The 15,356-nt window shown below is 62.7% G+C and carries 15 protein-coding genes; 4 read left to right on the forward strand and 11 right to left on the reverse strand.

The genetic code is table 11. The features are described from left to right. The first annotated feature begins 200 nt into the window (after positions 1 to 200). The gene (locus HAQ05_RS22305; RefSeq protein ID WP_190424688.1) at positions 201 to 1,316 is read left to right on the forward strand and encodes an enoyl-CoA hydratase/isomerase family protein; all 1,116 of its coding nucleotides are present in this window, start codon (positions 201 to 203) and stop codon (positions 1,314 to 1,316) included. Between the two features lie 12 nt (positions 1,317 to 1,328). Here HAQ05_RS22305 and HAQ05_RS22310 read toward each other — a convergent pair whose 3' ends face one another. The 7 genes from HAQ05_RS22310 to ppc all read right to left on the reverse strand — a co-directional run bounded on the left by HAQ05_RS22310 (position 1,329) and on the right by ppc (position 8,221). Next, a complete protein-coding gene (locus HAQ05_RS22310) occupies positions 1,329 to 1,742 on the reverse strand; it encodes a hypothetical protein (protein WP_190424690.1) in 414 nt (137 codons plus the stop codon). Between the two features lie 140 nt (positions 1,743 to 1,882). Beyond that, positions 1,883 to 2,569: an extensin-like domain-containing protein gene (locus tag HAQ05_RS22315; protein WP_190424692.1), complete on the reverse strand. Its 687-nt coding sequence runs from the start codon at positions 2,567 to 2,569 to the stop codon at positions 1,883 to 1,885. Positions 2,570 to 2,588: 19 nt separating this feature from the next. Further along, a complete protein-coding gene (locus HAQ05_RS22320) occupies positions 2,589 to 3,452 on the reverse strand; it encodes a DUF72 domain-containing protein (RefSeq protein WP_190424802.1) in 864 nt (287 codons plus the stop codon). Continuing rightward, positions 3,449 to 3,757 (reverse strand): hypothetical protein, encoded by a 309-nt coding sequence (locus HAQ05_RS22325; RefSeq protein WP_190424694.1) that lies wholly within the window; start codon positions 3,755 to 3,757, stop codon positions 3,449 to 3,451. Before HAQ05_RS22325 ends, HAQ05_RS22320 begins: the two co-directional genes overlap by 4 nt. Positions 3,758 to 3,940: 183 nt before the next feature. Then, the gene (gene tsaB, locus HAQ05_RS22330; RefSeq protein WP_190424696.1) at positions 3,941 to 4,618 is read right to left on the reverse strand and encodes a tRNA (adenosine(37)-N6)-threonylcarbamoyltransferase complex dimerization subunit type 1 TsaB; all 678 of its coding nucleotides are present in this window, start codon (positions 4,616 to 4,618) and stop codon (positions 3,941 to 3,943) included. Positions 4,619 to 4,699: 81 nt separating this feature from the next. Next, complete coding sequence (adk, locus tag HAQ05_RS22335; protein WP_190424698.1) at positions 4,700 to 5,347, reverse strand: adenylate kinase; 648 nt, start codon at positions 5,345 to 5,347, stop codon at positions 4,700 to 4,702. Positions 5,348 to 5,590: 243 nt separating this feature from the next. Further along, a complete protein-coding gene (gene ppc / locus HAQ05_RS22340; RefSeq protein ID WP_190424700.1) occupies positions 5,591 to 8,221 on the reverse strand; it encodes a phosphoenolpyruvate carboxylase in 2,631 nt (876 codons plus the stop codon). A 143-nt stretch (positions 8,222 to 8,364) separates the two neighbouring features. Here ppc and HAQ05_RS22345 point away from each other — a divergent pair, with 143 nt between their 5' ends. The 3 genes from HAQ05_RS22345 (at position 8,365) to lptF (ending at position 10,068) form a co-directional block, all read left to right on the forward strand. Beyond that, the gene (locus HAQ05_RS22345) at positions 8,365 to 8,691 is read left to right on the forward strand and encodes a pilin assembly protein (RefSeq protein ID WP_190424702.1); all 327 of its coding nucleotides are present in this window, start codon (positions 8,365 to 8,367) and stop codon (positions 8,689 to 8,691) included. 158 nt (positions 8,692 to 8,849) lie between these two features. Then, the gene (locus HAQ05_RS22350) at positions 8,850 to 9,251 is read left to right on the forward strand and encodes a DUF4398 domain-containing protein (protein WP_420825791.1); all 402 of its coding nucleotides are present in this window, start codon (positions 8,850 to 8,852) and stop codon (positions 9,249 to 9,251) included. Between the two features lie 40 nt (positions 9,252 to 9,291). Beyond that, the gene (lptF, locus tag HAQ05_RS22355) at positions 9,292 to 10,068 is read left to right on the forward strand and encodes a lipotoxin F family OmpA-related lipoprotein LptF (protein ID WP_190424706.1); all 777 of its coding nucleotides are present in this window, start codon (positions 9,292 to 9,294) and stop codon (positions 10,066 to 10,068) included. A 362-nt stretch (positions 10,069 to 10,430) separates the two neighbouring features. On the opposite strand, the gene ypfJ is transcribed toward lptF, so the two are convergent. The 4 genes from ypfJ to lysS all read right to left on the reverse strand — a co-directional run bounded on the left by ypfJ (position 10,431) and on the right by lysS (position 15,339). Then, on the reverse strand, positions 10,431 to 11,306 hold the full coding sequence (gene ypfJ, locus HAQ05_RS22360; protein ID WP_190424708.1) for a KPN_02809 family neutral zinc metallopeptidase: 876 nt from the start codon (positions 11,304 to 11,306) through the stop codon (positions 10,431 to 10,433). 35 nt (positions 11,307 to 11,341) lie between these two features. After that, positions 11,342 to 11,809: a DUF3597 domain-containing protein gene (locus HAQ05_RS22365; protein ID WP_190424710.1), complete on the reverse strand. Its 468-nt coding sequence runs from the start codon at positions 11,807 to 11,809 to the stop codon at positions 11,342 to 11,344. Positions 11,810 to 11,892: 83 nt separating this feature from the next. Beyond that, a complete protein-coding gene (locus tag HAQ05_RS22370; protein ID WP_190424712.1) occupies positions 11,893 to 13,710 on the reverse strand; it encodes an ABC transporter ATP-binding protein in 1,818 nt (605 codons plus the stop codon). Between the two features lie 126 nt (positions 13,711 to 13,836). After that, positions 13,837 to 15,339 (reverse strand): lysine--tRNA ligase, encoded by a 1,503-nt coding sequence (gene lysS / locus HAQ05_RS22375; protein WP_190424713.1) that lies wholly within the window; start codon positions 15,337 to 15,339, stop codon positions 13,837 to 13,839. Between the last annotated feature and the right edge of the window lie 17 nt (positions 15,340 to 15,356).

Consider the following 15,356-nt stretch of genomic DNA (forward strand, 5'->3'; position numbering starts at 1 on the left):
CGCCATTGGAATGGGCAGCGATGAATGTTAACGAACTTGCCCTAGCCCGCGCGACCACCCAGCCGCCTGCGGGCGTTTAAGCCGTTCCGGTGGGAACGGCTTAAACAGGGCGGATAATCCGACCGGCAACCGCCGGCAGCGGCTGGAGCATCGGCGGGGCTCATCCATACTGCAAGTGACCCTTTTCAAATGAGCCAACGATGAACCTCCAATTCGAAGAACTCAGCAGCGCTTCAGGCGCGTGCCTGGGCATCGCCACCCTCAATGCGGAAAAAACCCTCAACGCCCTGACCTTACCGATGATCGAGGGCTTGCTGGCGCAACTCAAAACCTGGGCGCACAACCCTCGAATCACCTGCGTATTGCTGCGCGGGGCCGGCAGCAAAAGCTTTTGCGCCGGCGGCGACGTGGTGAGTTTGGTGCAGGCCTGCCGTGGCCGGCCCGGCGAAGTGCCAGCACTGGCTGGGCGTTTTTTTGCCGCCGAATACCGCCTGGACTACGCCCTTCACACCTACGAAAAACCCCTGCTGTGTTGGGGCCACGGCTATGTGCTCGGCGGCGGGTTGGGCTTGCTGCAAGGGGCCGGGGTACGCATCGTCACGCCCAGTAGCCGGCTGGCCATGCCGGAAATCAGCATTGGCCTATACCCCGACGTCGGTGCCGGGTGGTTCTTGCCGCGCTTGCCTGGCAAGCTAGGGCTGTTCCTGGCCATGACCGGCGCCCAGGTCAATGGCAGCGATGCCCTCGAATTGGGGCTGGCGGACCGCTTCATGGCCGATGACCAACAGGATGCGTTGATCGACGGTTTACTGCAATTGAACTGGCAGACCCAACAGCGCCAGCAGTTGAACAGCCTACTCTGCGCACTGGAGCACGATGCCCGGCCCCATCGCCCGCCCGGGCAATGGCTGGCGCAGCGGCCGCTGATCGACCAAAGCCTGGATGTGGTGGATGCAGCAGCGGCCTACAACACCATTCTGCGTTGGCAAGGGCACCCCGACCCGTTGCTGGCCAAGGCGGCCGATACATTGGCCAAAGGCTGCCCGCTGAGCGCGCGGCTTTGCTGGGAGCAACAGCAGCGCACGCGGCTGTTGTCCCTGGCTGAAGTACTACGGCTTGACTATGCCATGAGCCTTAACTGCTGCCGGCACCCCGAATTTCCAGAAGGGGTCCGCGCCCGGCTGATCGACAAGGACCACACGCCACACTGGCACTGGCCAGACCCGTGCAGCATCCCCGAAGCAGTCGTACAGGCGCATTTCAGCAAGGTATGGGAAGGCCGCCACCCCTTGGCGGACCTAGGTTGTTACCCGTAAGCACCCTGCGCGTCAGCGCCGCCCCGCCCCGCCGGGGCCGCCTGGGCCACCGCGGCCACCAGGCCCACCGCGGCCGCCGGGCCCATGCCCTGGTCCATGCCCCGGGCCCTGGCCGCCACCCCCGCCGTGCCATTGCGGGGGTGGCCCAGGCGGCGGCCGGAACCCGGGCCGTGGGCCAGGACCCCAGCCCTGCCCCCACTCCGGCGGTGGCGGGCGGTAATACACCGGTGGCGGTGCTACGTAGTAACGTGGCGCCGGGCGCACGTAGTACCCCGGGCTGTAGTAGGTATCAGCGTATGGGCGGTAACCGCCACCGTAATACACCGTGTCGGTGTACCCCGCAGAGCTGCCGTAGTCATAGCCATCGTAGACACAGCCGGCGAGGGGCAGGCTGAGCAAGAGAATCTTCAAGAGTCGTTTATACATGGCGGCCTCCTGGACCGCGGAACGGGACCCGGCGGCTACTTCTTCGCCGGCACTCCCTCTGACCGCTGTATCGGCCTAGTGTGCGCGTAGTTTCAAGGGTTTACACAACCTTTACCCTTGTTTAAAGCCTGTTACAACGCTCACCGGCAGGCCGCCCAACGGCCCATGTCTAGGTGAAAATGGCCGCGGTGGGCCGCGTTGTAGTCCGGCCCTAACACCCCATTGAACGCCTGGCATGCGCCGTCACGAACCTGACGCAGGAAAGCGCTCTCGGCACCGCCTGCTGCCCAACCTTGCAACACGCTGATGCGCCGGCCATCGGCAAGGCGCAGTGCAGTGATGTCTAACGCATTGGCGGTAGCGTGTTCGCTGCGCCGGCCCTGCGGGCGGTTGTACACATTGCGGCAGGCAAAGCTGCCCAGGTGTTCCACCGCCACCACCGGCTGGCCGAATACTGCCTGGGCGGCCGGTTGCAACGTATGGCGCTCGAACAGGGCGAACCCTACGGCTAATGGGCAGGTGGCCAGAAAAGGATGGTTAAAGCGCACCCCAGCCTGTAGCACACGTACCACATTGTGCAACGGGCATTGCCCTACCTGGCTGTCGGCCAGGTCGGTAAAGCGCAGGCCGGCGCTGGCCAGGGCTTGCCGGCAGAGCATAGGGTTCTCAGCTAACCGCGCCAGCTTGAAACGCGCCAGCAGGTTGGGTGCCTCGCGCACATCCAGGGGCGCCCATGGGTTCCAGCGGGGCGGCCACTGCAACCAGCCGCGCCAGAACGCCGCGCCCAACGAAGCGACCAGTATCAGCACACAGGTCAAGCTTTTCATGCAGCCCCCGCTGGAAGCTTCACAGCAGCCCGAGCTGTTCGCCTTCTGGGTGGCGCTCCCGTTCGGCTAAGGCCGGCAGCCCTGGCAAACGCTGCATCAGGCGTTGGTGAAAATGCCGCGCCAAGGCCGGCGCATGGCGGTTATCGGCAGTATGCAGGAACATATAAGGGGTACGGCCTTCTTCGATCCACTGCGCCACCTTCGTCACCCATGGTTCCAGAAATGGCTCATTGGCCAACACCTGCGGGTGGCCGATGAAGCGCACCTGCGGGGCCTGGCTGAACGCCGCCGGGCGCAGTGGCACGCGCGGCTTCTGGGCTTGGGCGTGCAGCACCCGGGGCGCTTGCGAGGTACAACTGAACAGCGCGCGCGGGTCGAGGCAAATACGCTCCACCCCTCGGCTATGTAACAGGCGGTTGAGCGCCCGCTCCTCTTCGCCCTTGGCAAAAAACGCCAGGTGGCGCACTTCAACGGCCACCGGCACCTGCAGTGCATCGAGAAACGCAGCCAACTCGGCCAACCGCCCAGGGCCGAACGTTTTCGGCAATTGCAGCCAGTAGGGTGCTACGCGGGGCCCCAGCGGGGCGAGCAACTCGATAAATTGCGCAACGAGCGGCAGATGCTGGCGAAGGTCACCTTCGTGGCTGATGTCGCGGGGGAACTTGGCGGCGAAACGAAACCCTGCCGGCATCACCTCGGCCCAACGTAATACGGTGTGTTCGGCGGGCCGTGCGTAGAAGGTGGTGTTGCCTTCGACGGCGTTGAACATGCCGGCGTAATGCGCCAAGCACTCCGCTGGGCGGGCATCCTCCGGGTAGAAATCCCCACGCCAGGCGGGGTCGCTCCACGAGGGGCAGCCTAGGAAATACGGCAGCACCGTCAGATGTGCACGTCGAGCCCGAGCACTTCACCGTCCCATTCGACGAAGCTGGCCGTGGTCATGTAGCTGGCCAAGGCTTCGGCTACATGGGTGCTCATGGTGCGTTGGAAGGGGTCTTGCTGTTGCGCGCGCGCAGGCAGCGTGGCAACAGCCTGGCTACGGCTGTTGGCCTGGTGCTGCACCGGCTGTTCACTCTCGACCTCCCCGGCAACCCCCTCGATGACGCTGTCGTCGTCGATGTGCGCCAAGCCCTTGCGTGGCTTGCGCTTGATCGGATAAGAGTGCGAGGAAAATCCATCTACACGCATACACAACACTCGTTAAGAAACTGGCCATTCTGCGGCACACCCAGGCCAAGCAATGGGCCGGGTAGTCACTGGACCACAAATAGTACAGAAGGTTTATATGCCCCCTCCCATAGAAGCAAAAAAGTCACGCAGCCCATGGGTTTACGACGAACGGCGCCTAAGCCCGGCATTGAGTAGGGTGTTTCAAACGCCGGGGGCCCGCTTGGGCGTGGCCACGTTATCGCGCAGGTATACCGGTAAAGCCTGATCGGCCGCCACCCCCTCGCCCCTGGCCCAGGCAAAACGCGCCAGTTCCAGCACATCGAGCGCATGTGGTAACGCGTGGGCGTCGTGGGCCTGTACTTGGGCGGCCAACCGCGCAGCGTATGCCCAGCCGGTGCCCGCACCGAACCATGCACCGCCGCCGGGCAAGCTGACCGCCGCCGGTGGCAGCACCGCCTCAACGCCCAGCAGGCGCATTTCGCCGGCTTGCTCGGCGTAGCAGCCCCAATACACTTCATCCATGCGCGCATCGATAGCCGCGGCCACTTGGCAAGCGCCGTGCTGGCGCCAGGCACCCTGGGCCAGCGCAGCCAGGTTCGACACCGGCAATACCGGCCGCTCAAGGGCAAAGGCCAAGCCTTGCACCACACCGACGGCGATACGCACGCCAGTAAACGCACCGGGGCCGCGGCCGAAGGCAATCGCATCGACCGCCGCTAGGCCGATGCCGGCGTCGGCGACCAAGCGCTGGATCATCGGCAGCAGCTTTTGCGCGTGAAGGCGGGGGATCACCTCGAAGTGGCTGGTCACCTGCCCGCCCTGCAGCAAGGCGACGGAACAGGCTTCGGTGGCGGTGTCCAAGGCCAGCAAGGTGCTCATCAAAAAATGCTCGCGGTCAAAAGCGGCGATTATAAACGCGTGAAGGCCCGTATGCGGGCCTTTTGCTCGGGCACGGCTGGCTTAGCTGAGTGCTGCCAACACCTTGGCGGTGATCTCGGCCACCGACCCTACGCCCTCGATGCGGGCATATTGGGGCTTGCCTTGGGCTGCTTGCAGCCCCTGGTAGAACTTCACCAACGGTTCGGTCTGCTCGTGGTACACCGCCAGGCGGTTGCGCACAGTGGCTTCGGTGTCGTCCTGGCGCTGAACCAGGTCGTCGCCGGTCACGTCGTCTTTGCCCTCGACCTTCGGCGGGTTATAGACAATGTGGTAAACCCGGCCGGAAGCCTCGTGCACGCGGCGGCCTGCGATGCGCTGAACGATGTCCTCATCGGCCACGTGGATTTCCAGCACATGGTCAAGTGTTACCCCAGCCTGCACCATGGCTTCGGCCTGGGGAATGGTGCGCGGGAAGCCATCGAAGAGGAAGCCATTGGCGCAATCAGGCTGGGCAATACGCTCTTTGACCAAGGCGATGATCAGGTCATCGGATACCAAGCCGCCGCTGTCCATCACACCCTTGGCCTTAATGCCCAACTCGGTGCCGGCCTTGACCGCAGCGCGCAACATATCGCCGGTGGAGATTTGCGGGATACCGAATTTCTCGGTAATGAATTTAGCCTGCGTACCTTTCCCGGCTCCGGGAGCTCCCAGCAGAATGACGCGCATCGATGTGCTCCTCACTTTGTTATTTGAAAAAACACGAATGCACCGGGGAAGCGTACGTAACCCCCTGAGAGCGTTCGAAAAAAAACCGGCATGGCGATCGATGAAAAATCGCCAAAGGCTGCCCAAGATACACAGCGGGCACGGGCCAGACAAGCCACCGAAAGTCGCAGGCCGCACCGCAGGGGGGGACCGTGCGGCGCACGTGGCGTACCGTTTCGCTCTTTGCCCAGTGCGGCGGCCGGTTTAACCGGTGTTGCGAAGCCCCGCCGCGATCCCGGCCACCGTCACCAGCAGCGCCTGCTCTACCGCCCCGCCCTGCCCCGCCTCGGCGCCTCTGGCACGGGCCAGCAGCTCGGCTTGCAAGCGGTGCAGGGGGTCTAGGTAGGTGTTGCGCAGGTTGAAGAACTCCAAGGTTTCGGGCATATGCGCCAACAACCGAGCACGCCCGGTGAGGCTAAGCACGGCAGCGGTACACTGCGACAATAGGTCGCGCAACTGTTCGCCCAGCGGCTGCAGTTCGGGGGTAACCAAACGCGCATCATACAGCTTGGCGATGTCGGCGTCCGCCTTGGCCAGGACCATTTCGAGCATGTCGATGCGGGTACGAAAGAACGGCCATTGCTCGCGCATGGCGCGCAATACATCACCCTTGCCGCGGGCCGCGGCCTTGTGCAGGGCGTTTTCCCAACCCAGCCAGGCCGGCAGCATCAGCCGGGTTTGGGTCCAGCCGAAAATCCACGGGATGGCCCGCAGGCTTTCGATGCCACCCTGGCGCCGCTTGGCCGGGCGGCTGCCCAGCGGCAGGCGGCCCAATTCCTGCTCAGGCGTGGCCTGGCGAAAATAGTCGACGAAGGCTGGGTTTTCGCGCACCACGGCGCGGTAGGCGGCTACACCATCGGCCGCCAGTTCATCCATCACCTGGCGCCATTGCGGCTCGGGCATCGGCGGCGGCAGCAAGGTCGCTTCCAGCACCGCCGCTAAATACAGGTTGAGGTTTTGTTCGGCGATGCTGGGCAGGCCGAATTTGAAACGAATCATTTCCCCTTGTTCGGTCGTGCGAAAGCGCCCGGCTACCGAGCCAGGGGGTTGCGATAAAATCGCCGCATGGGCCGGCCCCCCACCGCGGCCGACGGTGCCGCCGCGGCCATGGAACAATACCAGCTCCACATCCTGTGCGGCGCAAATGCGCACCAGGCTCTCCTGGGCGCGGTATTGCGCCCAGGCCGCCGCCGTGGTGCCGGCGTCCTTGGCCGAGTCGGAATAGCCGATCATCACCTCCTGCGGGCCATGCAACCGGGCCCGGTAACCCGGCAACAGCAACAGGCGCTCGATGACCGGGCCGGCGTTGTCCAGGTCTGCCAGGGTTTCGAACAGCGGCACCACGCGCATGGGCCGTTGCAGGCCGGCTTCCTTGAGCAGCAACTGCACCGCCAGTACGTCGGAAGCAGCACCGGCCATAGAGATTACATACGAGCCCAACGACGCTGCGGGCGCGGCCGCGACTTCGCGGCAGGTAGCCAGCACTTCGGCGGTGTCGGCCGCCGGCTTGAAATAAGCCGGCAGCAATGGCCGGCGGCTGTTGAGCTCATGCAGCAAAAACGCCACGCGTGCCTCTTCATCCCAGTCGGCGTAGCGGCCCAGGCCCAGGTATTCGGTGATTTCGCTGAGCGCCGCGGTGTGGCGGGCGCTCTCCTGGCGAATATCCAGGCGCACCAGAAACAGCCCGAAGGTAGCCGCCCGGCGTAAGGTATCGAGCAGCGGCCCGTTGGCGATCACGCCCATGCCGCAGTCATGTAAAGATTGGAAACACAATTGCAGCGGCTCGACCAGTTCACGGTTGTGCTGCAGCACCGCTTCGCTCGGTGTGTGTGCCTGGGCCAATGACGCTTGGGCCCATTGGCGAGTTTCCCGCAGTCGCTCACGCAGGGCCTTGAGCACGGCCCGGTAAGGCTCTGGCGTATCACCGGCCTGCGCACGCAGTGCCTCGCTGGCCTGCTGCATGGAAAGCTCGGCGGCCAGTTGGTCGACGTCACGCAGGAACAGGTCGGCCGCCATCCAACGCGCCAGCAGCAATACTTGGCGGGTCACCGCCGCGGTCACGTTGGGGTTACCGTCGCGGTCGCCGCCCATCCAAGAGGCAAAGCGCACCGGCGCCGCCTCCAACGGCAGGCGAAAACCGGTGGCCTCGAACAGCGCTTGGTCAACCCGGCGCAAGTGGTTGGGCACCGCTTGCCACAATGAATGCTCGATGACCGCGAAGCCCCATTTGGCTTCATCTACCGGCGTGGGCCGGGCCCTACGGATTTCTTCGGTGTGCCAGGCCTCGGCGATCAGCCGTTGCAAGCGGCCGTGCAACGGCTGGCGCTCTTCGGGCTGTAGGTCACGGTGGTCAAGTAGTGCCAGTTGCGCGGCAATAGCATCGTATTTCTGAATCAGGGTACGCCGCGCAACCTCCGTGGGGTGGGCGGTAAGCACCAGTTCAATCTGCAGCCGCGCCAGTTGCCGGGCCAAGTGCTCTTGGCTATGGCCCGCCTGGCGCAGGCGGCCGAGCAGTTCAGCCAGCACGCCGTCTTCGAAGGGCGCGGCTTGGCCGGGTTCCCGGCGGCGGATCAACTGGTACTGCTCGGCAATGTTGGCCAAATTCAGGAACTGGCTGAACGCCCGCGCCACCGGCAACAGTTCGTTTTCAGCCAATTGCCCCAGGCGGCTGGGCAGTTGTTCGCTGCCAGCGTCGCGGCGGTCAGCCTTGGCGCCGTGGCGAATGTGCTCGATCTTGTCGAGAAAGCCCGGGCCGTATTGCTCCCGGATGGTATTGCCGAGCAATTCGCCCAGCAAGTGAACGCGCTCGCGCAAGCGCGCGTCGATGGCCGTCATGGGTGTTCTCCGCGTTTCAATCCTTCGATCTGGCCTGCCAACTGCCCTGGCGCTGAACAAGCACTGGAAAAACCGCTCTGAACAACAGAGTGCCGCTACCGCGGCCAGCTGACAACCTCCCGCCCATCACCGATGAGGTCACCATGAAAATCCGAGAGCTCGCCCAGCACTGGGAACAGACCGCCACTGGCCGGCTGAGTAAAACCGCCTACGCCATCCACCTGGATGTAGAAGCGGCGGCGCGCCTGGCCGCGCTGGCCGAGATGTATCCCAAGCACCATACCGAAGAGTTGCTCGGCGAGCTGATCGGTGCGGCGCTCGAAGAATTGGAAAGCAGCTTTCCCTATGTACAGGGCAGCAAAGTGATCGCCACCGATGAGCAGGGCGACCCGTTGTATGAAGACGTCGGCCCCACCCCGCGCTTCCTGGCGTTGGCCCGCGAGCACTTACACCGGTTGCAGGGAGGCTGAAGTTTTAGCGCTATGAGGGTTTTGCTCTAGAGGATAGCTTTGTGAACTAATCACAAAACACTTGAGTCCCAGAGGTTAGCCATAACAGCGAAACGTGGCCTGCCCAAAGGCCGTGGACTGTCATGGAACGACCATTTATCAGGAGTCTTTGAGGAGTCATGATCATGACGATGAGAACTGCCAAGCACCCCACCTCTGTCCGTGGCCTTAAGTTAGCCGTATTGGCCCTGGGCAGTGCTTTCATTCTTGCCGGCTGCGCCGGCAACCCGCCTACGGAACAATACGCGCTGGCGCAAACCGCGGTGAACGATGCCGTAAGTAACGGCGGCGTAGAGTTTGCGCCAGTGGAAACCAAATCGGCACAGGACAAATTCAAGCAGGCCGAGATAGCCATGCACGATGAGAAGTACGACGAAGCGCGCTACCTGGCCGAGCAGGCTGAATGGGACGCCCGCGTCGCAACCCGCAAGGCCCAGGCGGTAAAGGCCCAAAAAGCGGTGCAGGATGCCCATCAGGGCGTGCAAGACCTGCGTGAAGAAGGCATGCGCAACGCGCAGTGAGCCACTTCGCTTCTCTCGTATTGAATAAGGAAGAATCAACATGCGCAATCAAGTTCTGATCCCCGCCCTGCTCGCCGCCAGCATTGGCCTCGCTGCCTGCTCCACGCCACCGAACCAGAACCTGGAACAGGCCCACACCAACTTCACGGCGCTACAAACCAACCCCAAGGCACCGACCCTGGCGGCGCTGGAAACTAAAGACGCGCAAGATTGGCTGGATAAAGCCGACAAGGCGTATCGCGATGATGATGACAAAGAGAAAGTCGACCAGTTGGCCTACTTGGCGAACCAGCGCGTAGAGTACGCCAAAGAAACCATCGCCATGAAAAGCGCCGAGGATGAGCTGAAAAACTCCGCCGCCGAACGCGCCAAGGCACAGCTTGCCGCACGGGACGCACAGATCAAGAAGCTGCAAGACAACCTCAACGCTAAGCAGACCGACCGCGGCACCGTGGTGACCTTCGGCGATGTGCTATTCGATGTGAATAAAGCGGACCTTAAAAGTTCGGGCTTCGGTAATGTTGCCCAACTGGCGCAGTTCCTGCGCGACAACCCTGACCGCCAGGTGATCGTCGAAGGCTATACCGACAGCACCGGCAGCGATGGCTACAACCAGCAGTTGTCTGAACGCCGGGCCAATTCGGTCCGCGCGGCGCTGGTTAAATATGGGGTAGAACCTAACCGCATCATCGCCCAGGGGTATGGCAAAGAGTACCCAGTCGCCGATAACGGCAGCGCCTCGGGCCGTGCCCAGAACCGCCGCGTTGAAGTGACTATCTCCAATGACAACCAACCGGTTGCGCCGCGCACCCATTAAGGGTGGTGCTGTAGCCTAAGCGCTGCATCAAAGCCGCTTGAACAATGCCCCGTATCAATAGATACGGGGCATTGTGGTTTTTGCGGCCGGCCTTTTATGCTGCTTCGAATCTGAACAGTGATAGTGGATTAGCGCGGCTTGCTGTTTCCCCGTTCACTCAAAAGGTTCCCGATACTGCTCTGAAGGCGCCCGACCCGCTAACGTCTGCCGGGCGGATAGCAAGAGGCGTTCTGAAGTGACCAACGATTTCGCCTGAAAAAGGGCACGGCGTAAGCGCCTTACGGCCTTGCGCAGGTAAACAGGGCGGGGTACAACGACGTTTTTTACGCCGCATTGGCTGCCATGAACGAAAGCAGAAGCACCTAAAGGCTGCTTGCTCCAAAGGTGTCACAATCCGTCAGGCGGCCTTGTGCGAAACCGGCCTTGAACCACTTCACCCGCTGCGCCGAGGTACCGTGGGTGAAGGAGTCTGGGACGACGCGCCCCTGCCCCTGCTGCTGCAGGCGGTCATCGCCGATGGCGTTGGCGGCCGTCAGCGCCGCTTCCAGGTCGCCGGGCTCAAGCCAGTTCAAGCGTTGCTGCGCACGGTTGGCCCAGATCCCCGCAAAACAATCGGCTTGTAGCTCCTGGCGGACCAATAAACCCTCGGCGCCTTCTACACGTTGGCCGCGTTGCCGGGCGGCATCAACCTGGCGGGAAACTCCCAACAAGGTTTGTACGTGATGACCCACCTCGTGCGCGATCACGTAGGCTTCGGCAAAGTCCCCCGAGGCATTGAAGCGTTCGCGCATTTCTCGGAAAAAGTCCATGTCCAGGTACACCTGCCGGTCGCCAGGGCAATAGAACGGGCCCACGGCCGACGACGCCAAGCCGCATGCCGAATTGACGCGTCCGTTGAACAGTACCAGGCTCGGGTCTTCATATTGGCGGCTGCTTTCTTGAAACACTTGGCGCCAGGTGTCTTCTGTGTCGCCCAACACGGCACGCACAAAGTCGGCTTGTTGGTCCGCACCGGGAGGGGGTTTAGGGGTTACGTTGGCCGGCGCCTGAGTCTGGCCGGTAAGTTCACCGAGCAACTGCAGCGGGTCTTGCCCGGTAAGCAGGCCGAAGCCCACGATCAACACCACGGCGCCCAGGCTCAGGCCTTTACCGCCAAGGCGAATACCCCCGCCGCTACCGCCGCCCTCACCCCTGGCATCCACGACATTGTCGCTGCGCCGGCCTTTTTTCCACAGCATATTGCCCCCCCGATGCCTTGTGGCTTCTGCCTACCTTAGAGCAACTCGGCGGGTACCGTGCCGCCATTTGCGGAAATTTTTTGCAGCACGGCTTTGTGCAACCACTGGTTCACCTCGGCGGAGTCACCCAGTTTGTCGCTAGGGTAACCGAGCTCCACGGCCAGCTCTTTACGGTGCTCCAGGCTGCTGTCGATGCCCAGTACCTTAAGCAAATCAACGATAGAAGTGCGCCAGTTCAGGGTTTCACCCTGCTGTTTTGCCAACCCATCGAGTTTCGCGCTGATGTCTATGGGCGCCCCGGCCGGTGGTGTGCCAAGGGGCGGTGTGCCGGTGCCAGGGGCGCCGGTATTGGTAACGGGCGGCACGCCACCGGTAGGGTTGATCGGCGGCGCCCCTGTTGGGGTGGTGGTACCGCTGGGCGAAGCAGGCGTGGTAGTGGTGGTAGTGGGTGCGTCGCTATGGCCTAGGCCTAGCTTGGCGAGAATGTCTTTGAAAAGGCTCATGGCTATCTCCTTTGGGTTTATGGCTTGCCTAATGAGTGACCCGGCCAGCCCGCCACCGTTTAGTTTAATTTTCCGCGGGCAGTTCAAGGCGCGCGATAACCCTGGGCTTGCAGTTCGAACAGCGCGGCATAACGGCCCTGCCGGGCCATCAGCTCGGCGTGGGTGCCCTGCTCTAGCACGCGGCCATGCTCCAGCACCACGATGTGCCCGGCCGCGCGCACACTGGAAAACCGATGGGAGATCAGCACGCTCATGCGCCCACGGGTATGGGCGCGAAAACGTTCGAACACGGCGGCCTCGGCGCTGGCATCCAATGCTGCAGTCGGCTCATCAAGGACCAGTATGTCCGCATCTCGGCGCATGTAAGCCCTTGAAAGTGCAATTTTCTGCCACTGCCCACCTGAAAGTTCGCGCCCACCGCTGAACCATTTGCCCAGTTGCGTCTGGTAGCCCTGTTCCAGGGCTTCGATGAAGGGCGCGGCCATGCCTTGTGCGGCAGCCTGTTCCCAGCGGGGCACATCGTGGAACGCCCGCACGTCGCCCACGCCAATGTTCTCCCCAGCGGTCATTTGGTAGCGCAAGTAGTCTTGGAAGATCACCCCGATACGCCGGTGCAATACCGCGCGGTCCCATATTTGGAGGTCGCTGCCGTCCAGCAGTATCCGCCCCTGGGTAGGGCTGTACAGCCGCGTGAGCAGCTTGATCAATGTGGTTTTGCCAGAGCCATTCTCGCCCACCAGCGCCAGGCTCTGCCCCGGCGCCAGGTGCAAGTCGATATCGGCCAATGCCGGCGTGGCGGCCCCGGGGTAGCTGAAGCCGACCCCCTCGAAACGCAACCCATCGCCCGGAGTAATGCCGGCCAACAAATGCCCCGCCTCGGTCGGCACCGATTGGGCCAGGTACTCATGCAGGTGGGTCAGGTACAGCCCGTCCTCATACAGGCCGCCAATGGCGCTGAGGCTCGAGCTGACCGCCGCTTGGCCTTGCTTGAACAGCACCAAGTACATGGTCATCTGGCCAAGGGTGGTGCTGCCATTGACGGTGTCGAGCACCACCCAGGCGTAGGCCAGGTAAAACCCCACGGTTCCCAGTAGGCCCAAGGCGAAGCCCCAACCGTCACGGCGCAGCGTCAGCTGTTTGTCTTCGGCGTAGAGGCGGCGGAAGTTCTCGCGGTAGCGTTGCAACAGCAAGGGCGCCATGCCGAATAGCCGCACTTCCTTGATGTGCGCTTCTTGTGAAAGCAGGGTTTCAATGTAGTTCTGTTGCCGGGTTTCGGGGGCGCGCCGGGTGAACAGGCGAAAGGCATCGCCGGAAAAATGCGTCTCGGAAAAAAACACCGGCAGCGCCCCGACCACCAGGATCGCCAGGGCCCAAGGCGAAAAGTGCACCAGCAACCCGCCGAAACTCACCAGCGAGATCAGGTTTTGGGTAAGCCCCAAACATTTGGTAACCAACCCCAACGGCCGGGTGGAGGCGTCGCGGCGCACCCGTATCAGCTTGTCATAGAACTCGGAGTCTTCGAATTGCAGCAAGGCGAGGGTCTGGGCCTTTTCCAGTATCAGCAGGTTGACCTTTTGCCCCAATTGCGCCCGCAGCAGCGCCTGCTGAACGGACAACGCCCGCTGCGCCGCGGCCAGCAGGGCCAATACCCCGGCTTCGGCCAACACGTAGCGCAACACCGGCCACAAGGGGGCATGGCCTTGCGCGGCATGGGCTTGCATACCCGCCAATACCGCATCGACGATGCGCTGGCCGATCCAGGCCGCGAGCGCGGGCAGCACGCCGGCCACGAAAGTGGCCAAGGCCAAGCCCAGAAACAACCAGCGATTGGTCCGCCATACCAGCGCCAAAGCCCGGCGGGCTTGGTCGAAGAATGCAGCGACGGTGTGGGTGCCGAACATAGGCAGCAGCGCTCAAGCGGCCAAACAGCATTCGGCAGGGGCAGGCCCGGCAAGTTCAGCCCACGGTGAGCGCGTGTCGCGGGTGAGCCACGCCAGGCCGGGCCGGGCCGTTCGGCGTTACGCTGATTACGCCTCGGGCCGCATATGGGGGAACAGGATCACATCGCGGATCGACGGCGAGTCGGTGAGCAACATCACCAAGCGGTCGATGCCAATCCCCTCGCCCGCTGTGGGCGGCATGCCGTACTCCAATGCCCGCACGAAGTCTGCATCGTAGTGCATGGCTTCATCGTCGCCGGCGTCTTTCTCGGCGACCTGGGCCATGAAGCGCTCGGCCTGGTCTTCGGCATCGTTGAGCTCGGAATATGCGTTGGCGATTTCACGGCCACCGATGAACAGCTCGAAGCGGTCGGTAACGCTTGGGTTGTCATCGTTGCGGCGCGCCAGCGGCGACACTTCGAACGGGTACTCGGTGATGAAGGTAGGCTGCTCGAGTTTATGCTCGACCAGCTCTTCGAAGATCATCGTTTGCAGCTTGCCCAAGCCTTCGTAACCTTTCACCGTGGCACCGGCTTTTTTCGCCAAGGCCCGGGCTTTGTCGACGTCGTGCAGGTCTGCGGGGGTCACCTCTGGGTTGTACTTGAGGACCGAGTCGAATACCGATAGGCGCTGGAATGGCTCACCAAAGTGAAACACCTTGCCTTGGTACGGTACGTCGGTAGTGCCCAGCACCAACTGCGCCAACTCGCGGAACAGGGCCTCGGTCAGGTCCATGTTGTCGCGGTAATCGGCGTAGGCCTGGTAGAACTCGAGCATGGTGAACTCGGGGTTGTGCCGGGTCGAAACGCCTTCGTTGCGGAAATTGCGATTGATTTCGAAAACCTTTTCGAAGCCCCCGACCACCAGGCGCTTGAGGTACAGCTCAGGGGCGATGCGCAGAAACATCGGCAGGTCCAGCGCATTGTGGTGGGTTTCGAACGGCTTGGCCGCCGCGCCACCGGGAATGGTCTGCAGCATCGGGGTTTCGACTTCGAGGAAACCGCGCTGGGCCAGGAAGCTGCGGATGTGGCCGATCACCTGCGACCGCACCCGGAAGGTGTGGCGGGTTTCTTCGTTCACGATCAGGTCTACATAGCGCTGGCGGTAACGCACTTCGGTGTCGGTCAGGCCGTGGTGTTTGTCTGGCAATGGGCGCAGCGCTTTGGTCAGCAGGCGCACGTGGGCCATGTCGACGTACAGGTCACCCTTGCCGGAGCGCGCCAAGGTGCCCTCCACAGCGATGATGTCGCCCAAATCCCAGGTCTTGATCGCGGCCAGGGTGGCTTCGCTCAAGGTTTTGCGGTTCACGTAGACCTGCAGGCGCCCGGAGGTGTCTTGCAGCACCATGAATGCGCCACGGTTGAGCATGATGCGACCGGCCACCTTCACGGTAATGTCGAGGGCTTGCAGTTCTTCCTTGGTTTTGCCGGCATACTGCTTTTGCAACTCGTCGCACAGGCTGTCACGGCGGAAGTCGTTGGGGAAGGCCTGGCCCTGGGCGCGCACGGCGGCAAGTTTTTCCTTGCGCTGGGCGATCAGTTTGTTTTCTTCCTGTAGCAGCGCTTGCGGGTCGAGGGGTTGGTCGCTCATGTCTTCACTATTTCCAT

Source organism: Pseudomonas typographi (assembly GCF_014694385.1).
GTDB classification, from domain to species: Bacteria; Pseudomonadota; Gammaproteobacteria; order Pseudomonadales; family Pseudomonadaceae; genus Aquipseudomonas; species Aquipseudomonas typographi.

Coding starts and splice junctions, on each gene's coding strand:
- HAQ05_RS22305 (WP_190424688.1), top strand. CDS start 201: ATGAACCTCCAATTCGAAGAACTCAGCAGCGCTTCAGGCGCGTGCCTG.
- HAQ05_RS22310 (WP_190424690.1), bottom strand. CDS start 1,742: ATGTATAAACGACTCTTGAAGATTCTCTTGCTCAGCCTGCCCCTCGCC.
- HAQ05_RS22315 (WP_190424692.1), bottom strand. CDS start 2,569: ATGAAAAGCTTGACCTGTGTGCTGATACTGGTCGCTTCGTTGGGCGCG.
- HAQ05_RS22325 (WP_190424694.1), bottom strand. CDS start 3,757: ATGCGTGTAGATGGATTTTCCTCGCACTCTTATCCGATCAAGCGCAAG.
- tsaB (WP_190424696.1), bottom strand. CDS start 4,618: ATGAGCACCTTGCTGGCCTTGGACACCGCCACCGAAGCCTGTTCCGTC.
- adk (WP_190424698.1), bottom strand. CDS start 5,347: ATGCGCGTCATTCTGCTGGGAGCTCCCGGAGCCGGGAAAGGTACGCAG.
- ppc (WP_190424700.1), bottom strand. CDS start 8,221: ATGACGGCCATCGACGCGCGCTTGCGCGAGCGCGTTCACTTGCTGGGC.
- HAQ05_RS22345 (WP_190424702.1), top strand. CDS start 8,365: ATGAAAATCCGAGAGCTCGCCCAGCACTGGGAACAGACCGCCACTGGC.
- HAQ05_RS22350 (WP_420825791.1), top strand. CDS start 8,850: ATGATCATGACGATGAGAACTGCCAAGCACCCCACCTCTGTCCGTGGC.
- lptF (WP_190424706.1), top strand. CDS start 9,292: ATGCGCAATCAAGTTCTGATCCCCGCCCTGCTCGCCGCCAGCATTGGC.
- ypfJ (WP_190424708.1), bottom strand. CDS start 11,306: ATGCTGTGGAAAAAAGGCCGGCGCAGCGACAATGTCGTGGATGCCAGG.
- HAQ05_RS22365 (WP_190424710.1), bottom strand. CDS start 11,809: ATGAGCCTTTTCAAAGACATTCTCGCCAAGCTAGGCCTAGGCCATAGC.
- HAQ05_RS22370 (WP_190424712.1), bottom strand. CDS start 13,710: ATGTTCGGCACCCACACCGTCGCTGCATTCTTCGACCAAGCCCGCCGG.
- lysS (WP_190424713.1), bottom strand. CDS start 15,339: ATGAGCGACCAACCCCTCGACCCGCAAGCGCTGCTACAGGAAGAAAAC.